Annotated in this window: 16 protein-coding genes and 1 pseudogene; 6 read left to right on the top strand and 11 right to left on the bottom strand. The window is 69.5% G+C overall.

The window, feature by feature from the left end; genetic code table 11:
* Position 1 precedes the first annotated feature (1 nt).
* The 4 genes and pseudogenes from ACT53O_RS10535 to ACT53O_RS10520 form a co-directional block, all read right to left on the bottom strand.
* Positions 2-1069: an ABC transporter permease gene (locus tag ACT53O_RS10535; protein WP_051039461.1), complete on the bottom strand. Its 1068-nt coding sequence runs from the start codon at positions 1067-1069 to the stop codon at positions 2-4.
* Positions 1066-1776 (bottom strand): annotated as a pseudogene (locus tag ACT53O_RS10530) (ABC transporter ATP-binding protein); the annotation flags it as partial. The gene ACT53O_RS10535 and the pseudogene ACT53O_RS10530, both read right to left, overlap by 4 nt.
* 98 nt (positions 1777-1874) lie before the next feature.
* Entirely contained in the window at positions 1875-2699 is an 825-nt protein-coding gene (locus ACT53O_RS10525) for an ABC transporter ATP-binding protein (RefSeq protein ID WP_112930987.1), read from the bottom strand.
* Positions 2700-2801: 102 nt separating this feature from the next.
* Positions 2802-4475, bottom strand: coding sequence for an ABC transporter substrate-binding protein (locus tag ACT53O_RS10520; protein WP_294942498.1), 1674 nt, complete (start codon positions 4473-4475; stop codon positions 2802-2804).
* 127 nt (positions 4476-4602) lie between these two features.
* On the opposite strand from ACT53O_RS10520, the gene ACT53O_RS10515 reads away from it, so the two are divergent.
* A complete protein-coding gene (locus ACT53O_RS10515) occupies positions 4603-5235 on the top strand; it encodes a TetR/AcrR family transcriptional regulator (RefSeq protein WP_036316557.1) in 633 nt (210 codons plus the stop codon).
* 24 nt (positions 5236-5259) lie between these two features.
* Here the strand turns inward: ACT53O_RS10515 and serC are convergent, their stop codons facing one another.
* Positions 5260-6378, bottom strand: coding sequence for a phosphoserine transaminase (gene serC, locus ACT53O_RS10510; protein WP_039411892.1), 1119 nt, complete (start codon positions 6376-6378; stop codon positions 5260-5262).
* A 99-nt stretch (positions 6379-6477) separates the two neighbouring features.
* Between serC and ACT53O_RS10505 the strand changes: the two genes are divergently transcribed.
* The 3 genes from ACT53O_RS10505 (at position 6478) to ACT53O_RS10495 (ending at position 9133) form a co-directional block, all read left to right on the top strand.
* The gene (locus ACT53O_RS10505; RefSeq protein WP_476152281.1) at positions 6478-7185 is read left to right on the top strand and encodes an iron-dependent transcriptional repressor DtxR; all 708 of its coding nucleotides are present in this window, start codon (positions 6478-6480) and stop codon (positions 7183-7185) included.
* Positions 7186-7413: 228 nt separating this feature from the next.
* The gene (locus ACT53O_RS10500) at positions 7414-8304 is read left to right on the top strand and encodes a M23 family metallopeptidase (protein WP_039411897.1); all 891 of its coding nucleotides are present in this window, start codon (positions 7414-7416) and stop codon (positions 8302-8304) included.
* A 331-nt stretch (positions 8305-8635) separates the two neighbouring features.
* Complete coding sequence (locus ACT53O_RS10495; RefSeq protein WP_036289890.1) at positions 8636-9133, top strand: HNH endonuclease; 498 nt, start codon at positions 8636-8638, stop codon at positions 9131-9133.
* Positions 9134-9164: 31 nt separating this feature from the next.
* Here the strand turns inward: ACT53O_RS10495 and ACT53O_RS10490 are convergent, their stop codons facing one another.
* Genes ACT53O_RS10490 through ACT53O_RS10480 form a run of 3 tightly spaced genes read right to left on the bottom strand, consistent with a single transcriptional unit; the run spans position 9165 to position 11997 of the window.
* Positions 9165-9821 carry a pyridoxine/pyridoxamine 5'-phosphate oxidase gene (locus tag ACT53O_RS10490; RefSeq protein WP_476152278.1) on the bottom strand — a complete coding sequence of 219 codons (657 nt, stop codon included), beginning with the start codon at positions 9819-9821 and terminating at the stop codon, positions 9165-9167.
* Positions 9818-10627 carry a creatininase family protein gene (locus ACT53O_RS10485; RefSeq protein ID WP_112930989.1) on the bottom strand — a complete coding sequence of 270 codons (810 nt, stop codon included), beginning with the start codon at positions 10625-10627 and terminating at the stop codon, positions 9818-9820. Before ACT53O_RS10485 ends, ACT53O_RS10490 begins: the two co-directional genes overlap by 4 nt.
* Positions 10624-11997, bottom strand: coding sequence for an FAD-binding oxidoreductase (locus ACT53O_RS10480; RefSeq protein ID WP_476152276.1), 1374 nt, complete (start codon positions 11995-11997; stop codon positions 10624-10626). The genes ACT53O_RS10485 and ACT53O_RS10480 overlap by 4 nt, the downstream gene beginning before the upstream one ends.
* A gap of 34 nt (positions 11998-12031) precedes the next feature.
* On the opposite strand from ACT53O_RS10480, the gene ACT53O_RS10475 reads away from it, so the two are divergent.
* The gene (locus ACT53O_RS10475) at positions 12032-12643 is read left to right on the top strand and encodes a helix-turn-helix domain-containing protein (protein WP_036316547.1); all 612 of its coding nucleotides are present in this window, start codon (positions 12032-12034) and stop codon (positions 12641-12643) included.
* A gap of 8 nt (positions 12644-12651) precedes the next feature.
* On the opposite strand, the gene ACT53O_RS10470 is transcribed toward ACT53O_RS10475, so the two are convergent.
* Complete coding sequence (locus ACT53O_RS10470; protein ID WP_476152274.1) at positions 12652-13740, bottom strand: methylenetetrahydrofolate reductase C-terminal domain-containing protein; 1089 nt, start codon at positions 13738-13740, stop codon at positions 12652-12654.
* The gene (locus ACT53O_RS10465) at positions 13737-14891 is read right to left on the bottom strand and encodes a methylenetetrahydrofolate reductase (protein WP_476152272.1); all 1155 of its coding nucleotides are present in this window, start codon (positions 14889-14891) and stop codon (positions 13737-13739) included. Before ACT53O_RS10465 ends, ACT53O_RS10470 begins: the two co-directional genes overlap by 4 nt.
* A gap of 152 nt (positions 14892-15043) precedes the next feature.
* Here ACT53O_RS10465 and ACT53O_RS10460 point away from each other — a divergent pair, with 152 nt between their 5' ends.
* The gene (locus ACT53O_RS10460) at positions 15044-15652 is read left to right on the top strand and encodes a cyclodeaminase/cyclohydrolase family protein (RefSeq protein WP_476152270.1); all 609 of its coding nucleotides are present in this window, start codon (positions 15044-15046) and stop codon (positions 15650-15652) included.
* Positions 15653-15709: 57 nt separating this feature from the next.
* Here the strand turns inward: ACT53O_RS10460 and ACT53O_RS10455 are convergent, their stop codons facing one another.
* Positions 15710-16915 carry a hypothetical protein gene (locus ACT53O_RS10455; protein ID WP_476152268.1) on the bottom strand — a complete coding sequence of 402 codons (1206 nt, stop codon included), beginning with the start codon at positions 16913-16915 and terminating at the stop codon, positions 15710-15712.
* Between the last annotated feature and the right edge of the window lie 51 nt (positions 16916-16966).

Genomic DNA, 16966 nt, shown 5'->3' with positions numbered 1-16966 from the left:
GTCAGGCCTCCGTCTCTCGGACGCGGGGGTCGAGGATGGCGTACGCGATGTCCGCCAGGATGTTCGCGATCAGCACCGCGAGAACCAGCACCAGGAAGATCCCCTGCATGAGGGCGTAGTCCTTCGCGTTGGTGGCGTTGAGCAGCAGCAAGCCGATACCCGGATAGGAGAAGACCATCTCCATCACCAGCGTGCCGCCGACGATGAAGCCGAGCGCCAACGCGAAGCTCTGGATCTGGGGGAGTACCGCGTTGCGTGCCGCATACCGCCAGAGCACGCGGCGGTCGGGCAGGCCCTTCGCCTGGGCGACGGTGATGTAGTCCTCGTCGAGCACCGTCAGCATCATGTTGCGCATACCGAGCACCCAACCGCCCAGAGAGGCGATGACGATCGTCAACGCCGGAAGAGCGGCATGCGAGACCACCTGGCCGATGAACTCCGCATTCCAGCCCGGCTCCACGCCCAACTCGTAGGCGTGCCCGGCGGGGAACCACCCGAGGAGGGTCGAGAACACAGCGATGAAGATGAGGCCCAGCCAGAAGTACGGCACCGTTCCGAGGAACGTCGTGATCGGCACGAGCACGTCGAGCCGTCCTCCTCGTCGCCATCCGATGACCGCGCCGAGCACGGTTCCCACGACGAAGGAGAGGATGGTCGCCGTGCCGACCAGGCCCAGCGTCCAGGGCAGTGCCGAGCCGATCACGTCGCCGACGGGGGCCATGCCGCTGGAGATGGAGATTCCCAGGTCGCCCCGCAGCAGCATCCCCCAGTAGTTGACGTACTGATCCCACAGCGTCGTGGACGAGTCGAGGCCGAACATCAACCGCAGCGCCTTCTCGGCCTCGGGCTGCAACTGTCCACGGGCCTGCGCCATGTACGCGGTGACCGCATCGCCGCGCATCATGCGCGGGATGAAGAAGTTGATCGTGATGGCCGCCCACGCCGTGAACGCGTAGAACAGCACTCTGCCGCCGATGAAACGCCACGGAACCCGCATGCGTCCCCGTTCGGCACGGGTCGCGGTCGTGCCCACGAGCGTGGGATCGACGGTCGAGATGTCGCTGATCATCGTTCACCTCCGGCGGCCGCAGCCGCTCGTCTGCGGAAGAACTTCTCCGGATCGGGAGATGCCGCACGCAACTCCTGCGTGTAGGGATCGCGCGGCCGGAGGATGACGTCGTCCGCGGTTCCCCGCTCGACGACGCGGCCCTGATTGAGCACCATGATCTCGTCGCTGAAGTGGCGCGCCGTCGCCAGGTCGTGCGTGATGTATAGCACCCCCAGACCCTCCTCGCGCTGGAGATCGGCGAGGAGGTTCAGCACACCGAGACGAATCGACACGTCGAGCATCGACACCGGCTCATCGGCGATGAGCAGGGCCGGACGCGAGGCCAGGGCGCGCGCGATGGCGACGCGCTGACGCTGGCCGCCGGACAACTCGTGGGGACGCCGCTCCATGACGACGTCGGGGTCGAGGCGCACACGCTCCAGCAGGCGGCGCACCTCGGCATCCGTCTCGCCGCGCGCCACCACGCGGTCAAGCCGCAACGGGCGCTCGATGTGGTGACGGATCGTGTGCGACGGGTTCAGGGAGGCGAAGGGGTCTTGGAAGACCATCCGCAGCTTCTGCCGATAGGCGCGCAGGCCCGCGCCGCGGCGGGGGATGGGACGCCCGTCCAGCAGCACCTCGCCGCGCGTGGGCACTTCGAGCTGGGTGAGGATCTTCGCGATGGTGGACTTGCCGCTGCCGGACTGACCGACGAGTCCGATCGTCTGGCCGGCGCTCAGGCGAAAGCTGACATCGTCGAGCGCGGTGATGTGTCCCGCGCCGCGCACGTTGTAGATCTTCGTGACACCGGCGACGTCGAGCGTCGTCATCGTGCCACCACCCCCTTGTCTCCGGTGAGGCGCGGGAAGGAGCGCAGCAGCGTGCGTGTGTAGTCGTGGTGCGGATCGGACCAGATCTGCTCGGCCGTGGCGAGCTCGACGATCTCGCCTTCCCGCATGATCGCGATCCGGTCGCTGATCTCCAGCAGGAGCGGGAGGTCGTGGGTGATGAAGATCACGGAGAAGCCGAACTCGTGGCGCAGCTGGGAGATCTGCCGAAGGATCTCACGCTGCACGAGAACGTCGAGAGCCGTCGTGGGCTCATCCATGACCATCAGCTGGGGGCGCAGTGCGAGGGCCATGGCGATCATGACGCGCTGTCGCATACCTCCGGACAGCTCGTGCGGGTACGACCGCAGTCGCTGGGCGCCGACCTTGACCGTCTCGAGGAGGTCGATCACCGCGGCACGCCGCTCGGCCCGACTCATCGACGGCCGGTGCACCACGAAGACGTCGTCGAGCTGCGCACCGATAGTGCTGACCGGGTTCAGCGCGTTCATCGCGCCCTGGAAGACCATCGAGATCTTGTCCCACCGGAAGCGACGCATCTGCTCGGCGTCGAGCGTGTTGACGTCGATGTCGATTCCGGACTCGTCGTGGAAGACGACACGGCCGCTCGTGATGACGGCGGGCGGCTTCAGCAGTCGCTGGATGCCGTAGGCAAGGGTCGTCTTGCCGCTACCGCTCTCGCCGGCCAGGCCCACGATCTCGCCGCGGCGGATCTCGAGACTCACGTTCGCGACGGCGGTGACGGCCGGGTCCACGTCGTAGACGACCGAGAAGTCGTCGATGGTCAGAAGGGTGTCTGTCATCTGCTCGTGCTTTCGGGTTCTCCTGAGGCTCGAGCGGACGGTCGCCGCGATGGCGTGCCGTCCGCCCGAGCGTGAGGCAGGAATGCTGATCGGAGCCCGCGCCTACGTGGCCGGTGTGAGCTTCATCACGACCTGCACGGCGGACGGCGCCGTCGGGTCCGCCGTCGCGTACTGGTCGTCTTCGCTCGGCCATCCGACGAAGCTGCGCGTGTTGTACTCGCCGAGGGTCGGGTGGGTTCCGATCGGGATGGCAGGCACGTCCTCGACGAAGATCTTCTGGATCTGGTTCAACGTGTCGGTTCGGGTCGCGTCATCCGAGGCGCTCGCGTACTTCTGCAGGAGCGCCGTCGCCGTCGGGTTGTCGTAGCGCCCGAAGTTGTCCGAGACCTGACCGCCCGAGGCCTGCTGCAGGTACGCGCCGTTCATGACGTCGTCGTAGATGTGCCACGGGTTGGAGCCCGATCCGCTCCAGTGCAGTGCCGCGTCGAAGTTGCCCGAGGAGAGGTTGCCGAACCAGGTGTTGGCATCGGGGGTGGCGACTTTCGCGTCCGCGCCGAGCGTGTTCTTGACCTGCGTCGCCACGAGCTGGATGCCGGTGACGTAGTCGTTCCATCCCTGCGGGTCTTGCAGCGTGAAGGACACGGGCGCGCCCGACGGGTCCATCAGGGCGCCGTCCTTCCACGTGTAGCCGGCGTCCGTCAGCACCTTCTTCGCGCCGTCGACGTCGATCGTGAAGTTCTGGTCCTTGTACTCGGGGGCGATGTACTGGTCGCCGGTGGGCTGCGGGATGCCGGTGACGTTCGTCAGTTCGGGGCCCGCATTGCTGCGTGCTTTCTCGGCGTGGGCCTTGCGGTCGATGACCATGTTGACGGCCTTGCGGAAGGCGACGTCGTTGAACGGGGCCTTCGTCGTGTTGACGACGATCATGTCGGGGCTCAGCACGTTGGCGCCCCAGAACACGTTGTGCTGCGGGTCCTTGTCGACGTAGTTCGTCTGGTAGTCGGTGATGAAGATCTGCGCCCAGTCGACCTCCTTGGTCTGCAGCGCACGCAGCAGACCGGTGTTGTCGTTGTACTCCAGGTACTTCAGTTCGGCCACGGGGACGGTCCCGCCCCAGTAGTCCGTGCGGGCGGAGAGGACGACACCCTGCGACGAGAAGCTCTTGACCGTGTAGGGGCCGGTGCCGATCGCGTCCTTGACGGCGTCCTTCGACGGGTCCGCGATGCCCTTCCACTGGTGCTCGGGAACGATCGCGGTCTGCAGGACGTCACCCTGCTTGACGAACTTCGACTCGCTGAAGGAGAGCACGACGTTATCGCCGTCCTTCGCGATGCTCGACAGCTTGAGTCCGGCGAGGTCGAGAGCCGGTGTGTTCTTGATCATCGTGAAGGTGAAGATGATGTCGTCGGCGGTGAAGTCCTGGCCGTCGCTCCACTTCACGCCCGCGCGGGGGTGCACGGTCAGCTGGGTGTAGTCGGCGTTCCATTCCACCTTGTCGGCGAGCCAGGGTGTGGTCTCGTTCTTGCCGACGGGGTTCACCAAGGCGAGGGGCTCGTAGATCATGCGGTCGTAGCCGAGCGACATGCCGGAGCCCGTGGTGATGAACGGGTTGTTGATCTGGGTGGCCAGCACGGCGGCGCCGTCGGGCTTGGCGATCGTGAGCGAACCGGTGCTCGCGCTGCTGCCGCCGGACGTCCCGCCCGCGCAGCCGCTGAGCACGAGAGCTCCGAGGAGGACAGCGGTGGCGCCCGCGATCACATGCTTTTTGAACCTCATTGTTTCTCCTTGTGATGGACGTCCTCGCCTTCGAGGTCGACGATGGGTAACTTACTTGTCAGTAAGTAAAACTGCAAACGCCCCATAGGCTACGGTTCGATAACGGAAGAACGGAGACCGGACGCGCATGCCCGTCGACAAGCGCCAGACGCGCAATCGCCCCGAGACGCTGACGCGACGTCGCGAAATCCTCGACGCCGCGGTGGAGATCTTCGGCAGCAAGGGCTTCGCGAGCGGGACGCTCGGCGACATCGCGGAGCAGGTCGGAATGACCCACGCCGGCATCCTGCACCACTTCGGCTCGAAGGATCAGCTGCTGCTCGAAGTGCTCAAGCATCGCGATGCCTCGGATGTCGCACATCTGGACGATCAGCACATCCCCGATGGGATGCCGCTGTTTCGCCATCTCGTGCGCACGGCGTTCCTGAACGCCCAGCGTGCCGGCATCGTGCAGGCCTACGCCGTGCTCTCCGCGGAATCGGTCACCGACGATCACCCGGGTCGCGAGTTCTTCGAGCGCCGCTACCGCACGCTCCGGGCCGAGGTCGCGCACGCGTTCGCCGTCGTCTGCGCGGAGCGCGGTGTGACCGCCCCGCACCGGATCGCCGACGCCTCCGCCGCCATCCTCGCCGTCATGGACGGACTGCAGGTGCAGTGGCTGCTCGAGCCCGATGCGCTCGATCTCGGGACGGCATCCGAATTCGCGATCGAGGCCATCGTCGCGGCCGTGCTCGATCCGCGGCCCTCACCACTGGCCTGAGCCGGCGGCGCGGCCCTGCGGGCCTTAGGCCTGCATGTGCTCGATGGTGTAGTCGATCGCCTTGATGAGCTGGCGGACATCGTCGGGCTCGATCGAGACGAACGTCGCGATGCGCAGCTGGTTGCGTCCGAGCTTGCGGTACGGCTCGGTGTCGACGATGCCGTTGGCGCGCAGGCTGGCGGCGACGGCCGCGGCATCCACGCTCTCATCGAAGTCGATGGTGACAACGACGGGGGAGCGGTCGGCGGGATCGGCGACGAACGGGGTGGCCACCGGCGAGCTCTCGGCCCACTGGTAGAGAGCCTGCGAGGACTGCGCCGTGCGGGCCGCGGCCCAGCCGAGGCCCCCGTTGCCGTTGATCCATTCGAGCTGCTTGTCCAGAAGGACGAGGGTGGCGACCGCGGGGGTGTTCAGCGTCTGGTTGAGTCGCGAGTTGTCGAGAGCGTTCTTCAGGCTGAGGAACTCGGGGATGTAGCGACCGGATGCCGCGACGCGCTCGATGCGCTCGATCGCGGCGGGGGAGACCGCCGCGAACCACAGTCCGCCGTCGGAGCCGAGGTTCTTCTGCGGGGCGAAGTAGTAGACATCGGTCTGCGAGACGGCGAAGTTGATGCCGCCGGCCGCGCTCGTCGCATCGATCACCGTGAGGGCACCCTCGTCACCGGAGACACGGGAGATGGGTGCCGCGACGCCGGTGGAGGTCTCGTTGTGCGGCCAGGCGTACACGTCGACGCCCTCGACCGCCTCGGCGACCGTGCGCGTTCCGGCATCCGCCTTGCGCACGTCGGGCGCGTCGAGCCACGGGGCCGCGGCCGCCGCGGCGAACTTGCCGCCGAACTCGCCGAAGACGAGGTTCTGCGCTCGACGTTCGATGAGACCGAACGCGGCCGCGTCCCAGAACGCCGTCGAGCCGCCGTTGCCGAGGATGATCTCGTAGCCGTCGGGAAGACGCAGCAGGTCGCTGAGTCCCATGCGAACCTGGCCGACGAGGTTCTTGATCGGAGCCTGCCGGTGCGAGGTCCCCATCAGCACCGCGCCGGGGCCCGCCAGGGCAGCGAGCTGCTCCGGCCGGATCTTGGACGGGCCGCAACCGAAGCGACCGTCGGCGGGCAGGATCTCGCGGGGCAGCGTGACGTGGGCCATGCTCCCGATTCTAGGGTCAGCGCCGCCGGCGCCCCGCCGCGTCGCCGTAAGAAACGGATAGGCTGAGAAGACACCCACGAACGTGCGCGAGGCCTGCCCATGACCGATCTGATCGACACCACCGAGATGTACCTGCGTACCATCCTCGAGCTCGAGGAGGAAGGCATCGTCCCCCTGCGCGCGCGCATCTCGGAGCGTCTCGGACATTCCGGTCCGACCGTGTCGCAGACGATCGGGCGGATGGAGCGCGACGGTCTCGTCGTGGTCTCCGACGACCGTTCGCTCGAGCTCACGACGCCCGGGCGGCAGAAGGCCGTCGACGTCATGCGCAAGCATCGCCTGGCGGAGCGTCTGCTCAGCGACGTGATCGGTCTGGACTGGGTGTACGTGCACGAAGAGGCCTGCCGCTGGGAACACGTGATGAGCGAGCTCGTCGAGCGTCGCCTGATCGAGCTGCTCGGTCATCCCACCGAGTCGCCCTACGGCAACCCGATCCCCGGGCTCGACCAGTTGGGCGACGTTCCGGCCCGCACCTTCGACGACGGCGTGGTGGGCCTGGTGCGCCTGCTCAACCAGACGGGCGGTCCCGTGCGCGGCACCGTCCGGCGCCTCGCCGAGCCGGTGCAGGTCGATCCCGAACTCCTCGAGCAGCTCCGCGACGCCGGCGTCGTGCCGGGAGGCGTCGGCGACTTCCGCTTCAGCGAGGGCTACGTGCTGGTGCAGATGGCGGACAAGGCGGATGGACTGGAGCTGCCGGTCGAGGTCGCCTCGCACATCTTCCTCGTCGATGCCGTGCCGCACGCCTGAGCGTCACCCGGGAAGCGCCTGGGCATGAACACCTGTGCGTGACTTATTCGTTACCTTCCGGTAGCCTCGAAAAGTCCACGTGGCGAGAAGCCCGCCACGGACCTCCGCACGGATTGCCTCATCGGTTCGTCGTTCGCGCGGTGACACCCGTACATCTGTGCCCTGACACCGAGTGCCGACGAACCAGCGAGCCGTCCCGAGCGGGATCGCAGAGGCGCCGGAGGACAATTGGCTGAACAGTACGACCCGTCGCAGGAGATTCCCGAGTCCGAAGCGACGACACCCACCCGCCGCAGTCGCGCGCAGCGCGCCGCCGTGACCCGCGCTGCGGGCTCCGCCCCCGCCGTGCGCGAGGCGGCCGTCGCCAGGTCCGCGACGCCGCGACGAGCGCGCCGCAAAGGCCATCCCGTCCGCAGCTTCATCACGGTCGCCGCCGTCGGCGGTCTGATCGCCACGGTCGCGATCGCTCCCGCCTTCGCCGCCTCGAGCTCTAATTCCGCCGAAGCGGTCACGCTCCAGCAGGTCGCCGCGGAGAACGCGCAGGCGCTCGTCATCGCGTCCGAGGCGACGCCGGCCGCGCTGGCACGCGACAGCTACTCGGCGACGACGCCCGAGGAGATCCAGACCAAGAAGAACGAGGATGCCGCGAAGGCTGCCGCGGCGGCCCGCATCGCGGCGGCATCCACCGCCTCGGTCTACTCCGGCTCGCTCGCCGAGACCATCGCTCCGGCCGGCTCCGTCGTTCGTCCGCTGCCGTTCTTCAACCACTTCGGTGAGCCGTACCCGGGCCACAAGGGCACGGACTACATGGTCGACCGGTACACCCCGATCTATGCGATCGCCGACGGCGTCGTGGTCGAGTCCAGCGAGGACGGTCCCGGATGGGGCGTCTACGTCAAGATCGCCCACAACATCGGCGGCAACACGGTGACCTCGCTGTACGCCCACATGTCGTACGGCACCCGCCGCGTCGTCGTCGGCGACACCGTGCGCGCCGGACAGATCATCGGTCAGGTCGGTGACACGGGCCGCGCGTTCGGCACCCACCTGCACCTCGAGATCTACGTCAACGGGTCGTGGACCAACGCCGAGGACTTCCTCGTCGCCAACGTCCACTGAACGCCGTTCGCTCCGTTCGCTCCCTTCGGGAGACACGCGGCATCCGTTCACCTCTGATTCGCCCTGGCGGCTTCTGCGTGCGTTAGCCTGATCCCGACGCTCGCACAGCCGAGGGGGAGCCGCATGGACACAGGACCTCGCATTCGAACCGTGAATGCGCTGGGCCGCTATGTCCTTCGGCATCGTGTGCACGACTGCCGCGACATTCGTCGTGGGTTCAAGGCGCTGTCTTCATGACAGCGCCTTTTTTCGTGCCCGCGCCGCCGCGCCTGCGCGACGTCGACAACGGAGAGCCGTCGAAGCCATCGACGGCCGTTCGAGAGGAACGCGCATGCGCACACTGGTGCTGAACGCCGGATACGAACCCCTGGCCGTCGTCTCGTTCAAGAGAGCCCTCGTGCTCGTCATGAACGAGAAGGCGACCGTCATCGAACGCATGGACGGCAATCCCGTCTGGGGCATCCGGGGGGCGTGCGACCGGCCGGCGGTGATCGTCCTCACCCGGTACGTGCGCGTGCCCGGGGCGCGCCGAGTGCCGGTCACCCGCCGCGGGGTCCTCCGCCGTGACGCCCACCGCTGCGCCTACTGCGGCAAGGGCGCCACGACCATCGATCACGTCCTGCCACGTTCGCGCGGTGGTGCCGACTCGTGGGAGAACCTGGTGGCCGCCTGTCTGCGCTGCAACAACATGAAGGGCGATCGGACCCCGCAGGAGATGGGGTGGGAGCTGCGGTGGGCGCCGCAGCCGCCGCGCGGACCGCAGTGGACGGTGCGCGGCACCGAGCGCTCGGAGCCGGCATGGGAGCCCTACCTGTCGCTCGCCGCGTGACAGGCGAACGCCCGCCCGCCACGCGGCGGGTTCAGCCGGGCAGCGCCGCGAGAATCCAGCTGTCGGCGTCGCGCGTGTAGGCGATGCGGCGGCTGGCGGCGAGTGGGTTCGAGACCCAGAACACCAGGCGGTGCGGTGTGACGGCGAATCCAGCCCACGACGCGGGCGGGGTGAAGGAAGGTTCGCCGGCACCGCCGTGCGCCCGCAGGAACTCGTCCCAGCGTGCGCGCCGTTCGGCGAGCGGCAGCTGCGCGAAAGCGGGAGTGTTCTGCCACGCGAGCTGCTGGAGGTAGGGCGAGCGCCGCCGATACGCCTCGTCGGACTCGGCGCGCGAGGAGCGTGACGCCGTGCCCTGCACGACCAGCTGGCGGGTGAACCCGGGCCACAGGATCGTGAGCGCGACGCCGGGGTCGGCGGCGAGTTCGGCGGCCTTGCGGCTGTCGGCGTCGGTGTGGAAGAAGAATCGTTCCCCGTCGAAGTCGCTCAGCATCGTCGTGCGTGCGTCGGGCAGTCCGTCGAGGCCGATGGTGGACACCGTCATCAGCAGGCGATCCTCGCCCGGACCCGGAAGCCATTCGCGGGCGAGGGCGAGGGGGTCGGCGAGGGGCGTGTCGGATTGCACCGGGTCGCTGTCGTGATCGATCACCACGGGCGCGGGTGGGATGCCGGGAGCGTAGGAAGCCGTCACCCGAACACGAACCCGTCGATCTCGGCGAGCGCTTCGCACACGAAGTCGACCCCGCGCTCGTAGAGCTCCTTGCCGTGCGCGGCGTTCGCGCCGGTCGCGTCTCCGATCACTCCTTCCGGGCCGAAGTCGTCGCTCGTCCAGCCGAACATCACCGGCTTGCGGTTGAAGCCGATGTGGGTGAGACCCGCGATGTGTTCGGGGATGTTCCGCGCCGGCATCTCGGGGGCGACGAGGTGAGGGGCGAGGTGCATGACCAGCGAGGTCTCCGAGAAGCCGCCGTGGATGCCCTGGCCCTTCTCGTCGGGCCGGCCGTCGAGACCGTCGCCGGCTCCGGCGGCGGTCGCCGGCATCGAGAACGTGCGCAGGCCGAAACGCCGGCGCAGTTCGCGATTGGCCCAGCCGAGCAGCATCACGTTGCCGCCGTGTCCGTTGACGAACACGACGGTCGTGGCCGGTGTCATCGAGATGGAGCGGCCGATGTCGACCAGCGTCTCCAACACCGTCGTGCCTTCGAGCCAGACGGTGCCGGGCGCCCAGTGGTGTTCGTCGGACTTGGCGTAGCTGATCGTCGGCAGCACCCACGCGTCGATGCCGTCGGCGGCGACCCGTTCGACCGCGGCGGTGGCGATCGCCTCGGCGACGAGGGCGTCGGTGCGCAGAGGCAGATGCGGGCCGTGGTGCTCGATCGCGCCGATCGGCACGACGGCGATCGACCTTTCCGTGAGCGCCGCCGTGAGCGCAGGCCCGGACAGGTCGGCCCAGTGGCGGGATCTCGGGGTGAACGGAGGCGTGAACGCGGCGGTCATCGGATGGATCCCTTCACCGGACCGGCGTAGTCCGGGTTGAGCTTGCCGGGGTTGAGCAGGCCCCGCGGGTCGGTGCTGCGGGCGAGTGCGACCGTCTCGGGCAGGCGGAAGTCCACGTTCCACTGGTGCGGGCTGTGGACGCCGACGCCGAGGGCGGTGAGCGCGGCGATGCCGTCGGCGACCTGTTCCGGGCTCTCGTAGACACCGGCGAGCATGCCGATCGGACGCAGCGCCGTCGCCTCGATGTGCAGGTGCGCGCCGGGGTAGACGGCCATGACCTCGTCGTGGCGATCGATGAGCGCGTCGCCGCCCACCTCGACGTGGAAGTAGACGCCCGGCTCGGACTTCTGCAGCCATTCGATCGGGTGGTTGTAGCTGAGCACCGAGATCGCGGCCGAGACCTGGGGGCCTTCGCGCACGTCTTCGATGCGGCCGCCGGCGGCCGTGATGATGTGCGAGGCCTCCTCGACCAGGCTCGCGTCGATGATCGTGCGCAGCGAGCTGCGCCCCTCCGGGAAGGCCGGGTCCGGCGGAAGCTGGGCCGACACGTGCGGATCATCGGCGGAGACGAGCCGCGGGGTCGGGCTCAGCGCCGCCAGACGCTGGAGAACCGACATCGAGCCGGCGAAGTCCTCGAAAGACGCGTAGAGCCCGCGCCAGTCGTTCATCGGCTCGAGGCGCACCGTGGCACGCGCGATGATGCCCGCGGTGCCGTAGTTGTGCACGTAGCCGAGAGCGTCGTCGCCCTCGACGTGCACGAGCGCGCCTTCGGATGCCGGGGTCACGACGTCCAGTGCCACGACGAAGCCCTCGTGGTTGCTGCCGTGCGCGATCGAACCGGTGCCGCCGGAGCCGCCGGAGAGGAACCCTCCGAGCGTCGAGTGCACTGTCGAGGGGTACATCCACAGCTGCTGGCCGTGCTGGCGGGCGGCGAGCTCGAGGGTAGCCATCGGAGCGCCCGCCTCGGCCGTGATCCACCCGTCGCCGACCTCGACGATCGCGCGGGCGCGGGAGGTGTCGAGCACGAGTCCGCCGGGCATGGGGATCGCCTGGCCGTAGTTGCCGGTGCCCTTTCCGCGCGGCGTCACCGGCGCACCGTGCGCCACGGCGATGCGGACGGTCTCCGCGATCTGCTCGGCATCCGCGGGGAAGGCGACGAGGTCGGCGACGCCGAGCGGAAGCTGCTCGGCGATGATCGGCGACATGCGCGCGCCGTCGACCGATGCCTTCTCGCGCTGACGCGGGTCGCTGGAGATGCCGCGGGGTCCGAGCGCGGCGGCCAGGTCCGCCTCGAGGGCGGCGTAGTCGGGGGTCGGCGCGGCGACAGTCGCCGCGGGATCGAGGACGTCGGTGGGGGTCGCGCCGGTCATCTCGGTTTCCTTTCGTGTGTCATAGTCTTCAGTCATGTCGGATGCCGCCTCCTCGCGCCGTGGCGCCCCGGGTGACGACGGGCCCGCATCCGCGTCGCGGGCGCTGGGCGCCCGGATCCGGGCGCTGCGCCAGAGTCGCGGGATGACGCTCACCCAGGTCGCGGTGCAGGCGGAGCTGTCGCACTCGTTCCTGAGCCAGGTCGAGCGCGGGCTGGAACGGATGAGCATGACGTCGCTGTTCCGCGTCGCGCAGGCGCTGGGCACCACGCAGCAGGCGCTGCTGACCGACGACGCCGACGCGGCGCCGAGAGGCGCGGGCAGCTTCCACGTCTTCCGGGCGAGCGAAGCGACCCCCCTGGACGCCGGGGGCAGCCCGATGCGGGTGCTCGCCCGCGATCATCCGCGCTTCGTGCCGATGGTGATGTCGGGGACTTTCACCGAGGACCTGTGGTGGGTGCACGACGAGGAGGAGTTCGTCTACGTGCTCCAGGGACGACTCGTGGTGGTGCTGGAGGCCGAGGAGTTCGCTCTGGAAGCGGGGGATGCCGTGTATTACCAAGGCGGCATACGTCACCGCTGGCGCACCGATCCGGGTGAGAGCGTGCAGGTCCTCACCGTCAAGGAAGGCAGCGCCGGAGCGCACTGAGAAGCGGATCACGACCCGCCTCCGAGCTCGCGTGCGACCGTGGCGAGGTCCGCGGCGTAGGCGGCCTCATCCCCGGGTCGGGCACCTCCGGCGATGACCACGCCGCCAACGTCGCCCGTCGCGATCAGGTCGTGTCCGTACTCGACGGCGAGGCGGATGCCCTCCGTGCGCACGTCGCGCGCGGCGAAGAGGCGATCGATGAAGCCGGAAGGCAGCTTCGCGGCGTGGAAGGAGGCGAGCAGCTCAGCGCCCTCGCGATCGACCACGAGAGGAACGCCGGGAAGCACCGGCACGTCGGAGCCGGCCGCGCGGCAGAGCGCCACGAAGGCGGCGACCTCCTCGGAATCCCCGGCGTACTGCGTGAGGCACATCCTCCCTCCGGCGCGCTGCTTCTCGGCGACGCGTGCCCCGCGTTCGGCGATGGGCGGGGCGGCGGGCGACTCGGCGAACGAGGTGAGAAGCCCGAGGGCGGCCGCGCGCGGGAGCGTCGTGGTCGATTCGAGGTCGAACACGGGGCGTGCGTCGGGGCGGTCGCCCGTCTGCGTGTGATCGCCCGTGACGCAGTGCACCCCGGCGACACCCAGGGCCCGCAGCGAGAGCAGCTCGCGCTCCAGAGCGGTGCGGTTGCGGTCGCGGGTGTTGAACCCCATCCACAGTCGCAGCCCGGTCGCGCCGATCAGCGCCGCACGGTAGGACGGAGGAAACTGCACGCGGGAGCGTCCGGCGTCGCCGGACAGGACGGCGTCGACGCTGCCGAGGAGAGCCTCGGCCGTCGCGCCCACGGCGTCGGCGCGCAAGGCACGCACGGGAAAGCCCGTGAACACGAGTGGTCGCCGCGCCGCGATCGCGACCAGCTCGCGCCCGGCGAGTGTCGATGTCGTCGACGGGTCACCGGAGCCGGACTCCGGATCCGTCGCACGCGCCACAGCGCCCGTCCAGCGTACGGGCAGCTCACGAGCGAGGAACACGCACGGGGTCGGGTGCACCTCGCACGTGCCGTCGGCGTTCACTCCGCCGCAGGGACCGTAGGCCATCGACTTCGGGCACCCGGCGACGCGGCTGGACAGCGCCGCGGGCGTCGGCGTCACGACGCTCATGCGTCGCCCGCCGTTTCGGCGACGATCGCATCCGCGGCGATCACGGCCCGCAGTCGCGCCGCTGCCGACGCCAGAGCATCGACCGCGGCGAGTTCGGCGGCGTCCGCCCGATCGGGCGGCTCGGTGGCCCCAGCCGCGATCGCCGACAGGTGGACGCCCACGACCCCGGGGATCGCGAGTGCACGGTGCGCCCAGGCGACGGCGGCGGCGATGCCCGACTCCACCGGGTCGTCGGCGCCGGCCACCGCCCTGACGAGTTCGTCCGGCAGTCCGACCCCGGGAAGCGCGGCCAGCCGTCGGGTCGTCGCGGCCGACGTGAGCACCGGAACCGACACGAGAACCGGCACGGGAGTCGCCGTGGTTGCCAGAGCGGCGGTGAAGCGGCGGATCTCGGCGAGGTCGCCGCAGAGGTTCAGGATGCCGAGTTCCGCCCCGGCGTGCGCTTTGCGCGCGAGACGGGTGGGACGGTAGTCGACCGGCGGCGCGGAGGGCTGTTCGGCCACGGCGACGAAGAGCCCGGCCCGGCGGGCGAGCGCCGCGAGACGTGTCGCGTCGAGGTCGAAGACCGGCTGCGCCTGCGGGAGGGCGGTGGAGGCAGGGTGATCGCCGGTCACCGCCAGGATGCCGGACACGCCCAGGTCGGCGAGCGCGGCGAGCTCACCCTCGAGCGCGACGCGGTTGCGGTCGCGGCAGGTGAGGCCTGCCACCACGCGTGAGCCGGCCGCGGCGAGCAGGAGCGCCTTGTGGGTCGGGCTCAGCGCCTCCCGCAGTCCGGGCGGCTCACCGGCGATCACGGCGGTCAGCTCTCGCAGTCGCACGCCCGCCTCGGTGATGACGCCCGGGTCGACGGAACGCACCGGAAGGTCGGCCGTGATGACCGCACCCGCGTCGACCAGGGCCGCGAACGCCGTCGACGCCTCTCCTCGCGGCAGGACCGGCAGCGCGTCGCCGCTGTCGCGGGCGGCGACCGGGGCGTCCACCTCTGCGGTGGAGAACTCCAGATGACGCAGCACCGCGGCGTCATCGACGAACGAGCATCGGATGCCGGGCACTTCGCAGCCGCCGTCGATCGTGACACCGCCGCAGGGCCCGTGGACCATGCGTTTCGGGCAGCGCCGTGTCGCCTCCTGCAGGCGCAGAGAAGCGGTCACGGGTGCTCCTCTCGCGTTCGCGGGCCGGTCCGACGATGTTGGTGTCGCCAACAATGCCACTGTAGAAGCCCGCCGTTTCGCCGGTGTTACGGTCGCGTGTGCGTCGATGTCGGCGCGAAATCACGCGGTGCGCGGGCCCTAGAGTGAGGCCCATGCCGATGTCCGAGCTTGCCGCCTCCCGCCTCGACGACTGGCTGGAGAAGCTGTCCGCGCCCGTGCCCGATCCCGGTGGGGGCGCCGCCGCCGGGATCGTGATCGCCACCGGTGCCGCCCTGGTCGCCATGGCGGCCGGGTACGTCCGGGCAGACGCGGCGGCGGAGCTCGTCGCCACGGCGACCCGGGTGCGCGGCGAAGCGCTCGCCGCCGCGGAGCACGACGGGCGGATGTCGGGCCTGCTCGTCGCCGCCTTCCGGCGCCCGACCGACGACCCTGGGCGCGAGGAGGCGCTGCGCACCGCCACCGTCGCCGCTGCGGATGCCGGTGCCGATCTGGTCGCGCTCGCGGCATCCCTGGACGGCACCCTCCTCTGGCTGGAGCGCTTCGGCGAGGCGCGTCTGGCCCCCGATGTCGCCGTCGCGGCGCGAATGCTCGCCTGCGGCATCCGCTCGACCGCCGTCAACATCCGTGGGAACACCACGAGCGCCGCCGGTGCGGGAGTCGATGCTCCGACCCTGCAGCGACTGCGCGCCGCGGGGGAGCGGGCGGAGCAGGCCGCTGCCCGCCTGGACACGGTGGCAGAGCGGGTGACCGCGACGCTCTGAGAACACGCCGATGCCCTGACCCCGCGGAGGGAGTCAGGGCATCGGCGGTGAGGACGGTCAGTTCATCTTGATCGACGTGTCGATGAACTGGTTCGTGTAGAGCTCGGACGGATCGATCGCCGACGCGGCGGCCTGCGTGATGCTGCCGGCGGTGACGAGGAAGGGCGTGAAGTCCTTCACGATCGACGCCATACGGTCGGGGTCGAACTGACCGAACACGCCCGATGCCTTGTCGTTGGCGACGAGCCCCAGCTTCTTCTGCTGGTCGACGGAGAACTGCGCGACGCCCTCGGAGTAGGTCCAGCCCGTGTCGTACTTCTCGACGAGGTCGAGGATCACGGCGTTGCCGTGCTCGGGCGCGTTGAGGAAGTCGATCTGCGACTGCTGCATGATCGGCACGAGCTTCTTCAGGCAGTCGGCCTTGTCGGTGACGTCGGCCTTTCGCACCGCGAGCGGCTCGGGGTAGATGTTGTAGCCGAGCTCGGACAGCAGCTGGTAGCCGACGTCCTTGCCCCACTGCGAGATCTCGTTCTTGTAGATGTAGGGCTCGGCGGTCGCGAAGCCCTGCTGCAGGATCTTCGGATCGGAGACGAAGCGCTGCGGGGTGCCCTCGTAGCTCGTGTCGATCTGCGACTTCGTGATGATGCCCTGCGAGAGCAGGAGGTTCGGGATCACGTCGCCGGAGGTGACGATCGGGTCGCCGCCGGACGCGGCCTCCTTGATCGTCGTCGCGCCGTTGTGGCTCGCCGGGTCCCACATGAGGATCTGCGGGCTGAAGGTCAGCTGCGAGGTCACCGCGACGGTGGGCTGGTCGGCGTTCGCGACGATCGCGGCGTCGGTGTTGACCGCACCGATGAGGATGTCGGTGTCGAGGTACATCAGGGCCGGGACGGGCTGGAAGTTGACCGCGGGGCCGCCGGAGCGCACCTCGATCTTGACACCGGTGTCGGTGCCGTCGACGACCAGGGGACCGGTGACCGTCTTCTTGTCGGTGTCGACGGTGTAGCCGTCGCCGACGAGGTTGTACATGGCGCCGTGCTCGGACTCGGGCTGCCAGTCCTGCTGCATGACGACGGTCGCCGGGCAGACGCTGGCGAGGTCGAGCGGGCCGCCCTTCTCGGCGACGTTCGCCGCCGAGGAGGTCGCCGGAGCCGCGGCGTCGGTGCTGGAACATCCCGCGACGGCGGCGACGGTGGCGGCGAGCGCTCCGATCGCGACGGTGCGTGCGATCACGCGGCGGGAGAGAAAGGCGGGCTGTGACACGGTGTCCTCCTGGAAGGCTTCGGGTGCGGTGTGGACAGACGGGTGGTGCGT

The sequence above is a fragment of the Microbacterium sp. DMC48 genome (genome assembly GCF_056313825.1).
This window is presented reverse-complemented; position numbering and strand designations above follow the sequence as displayed.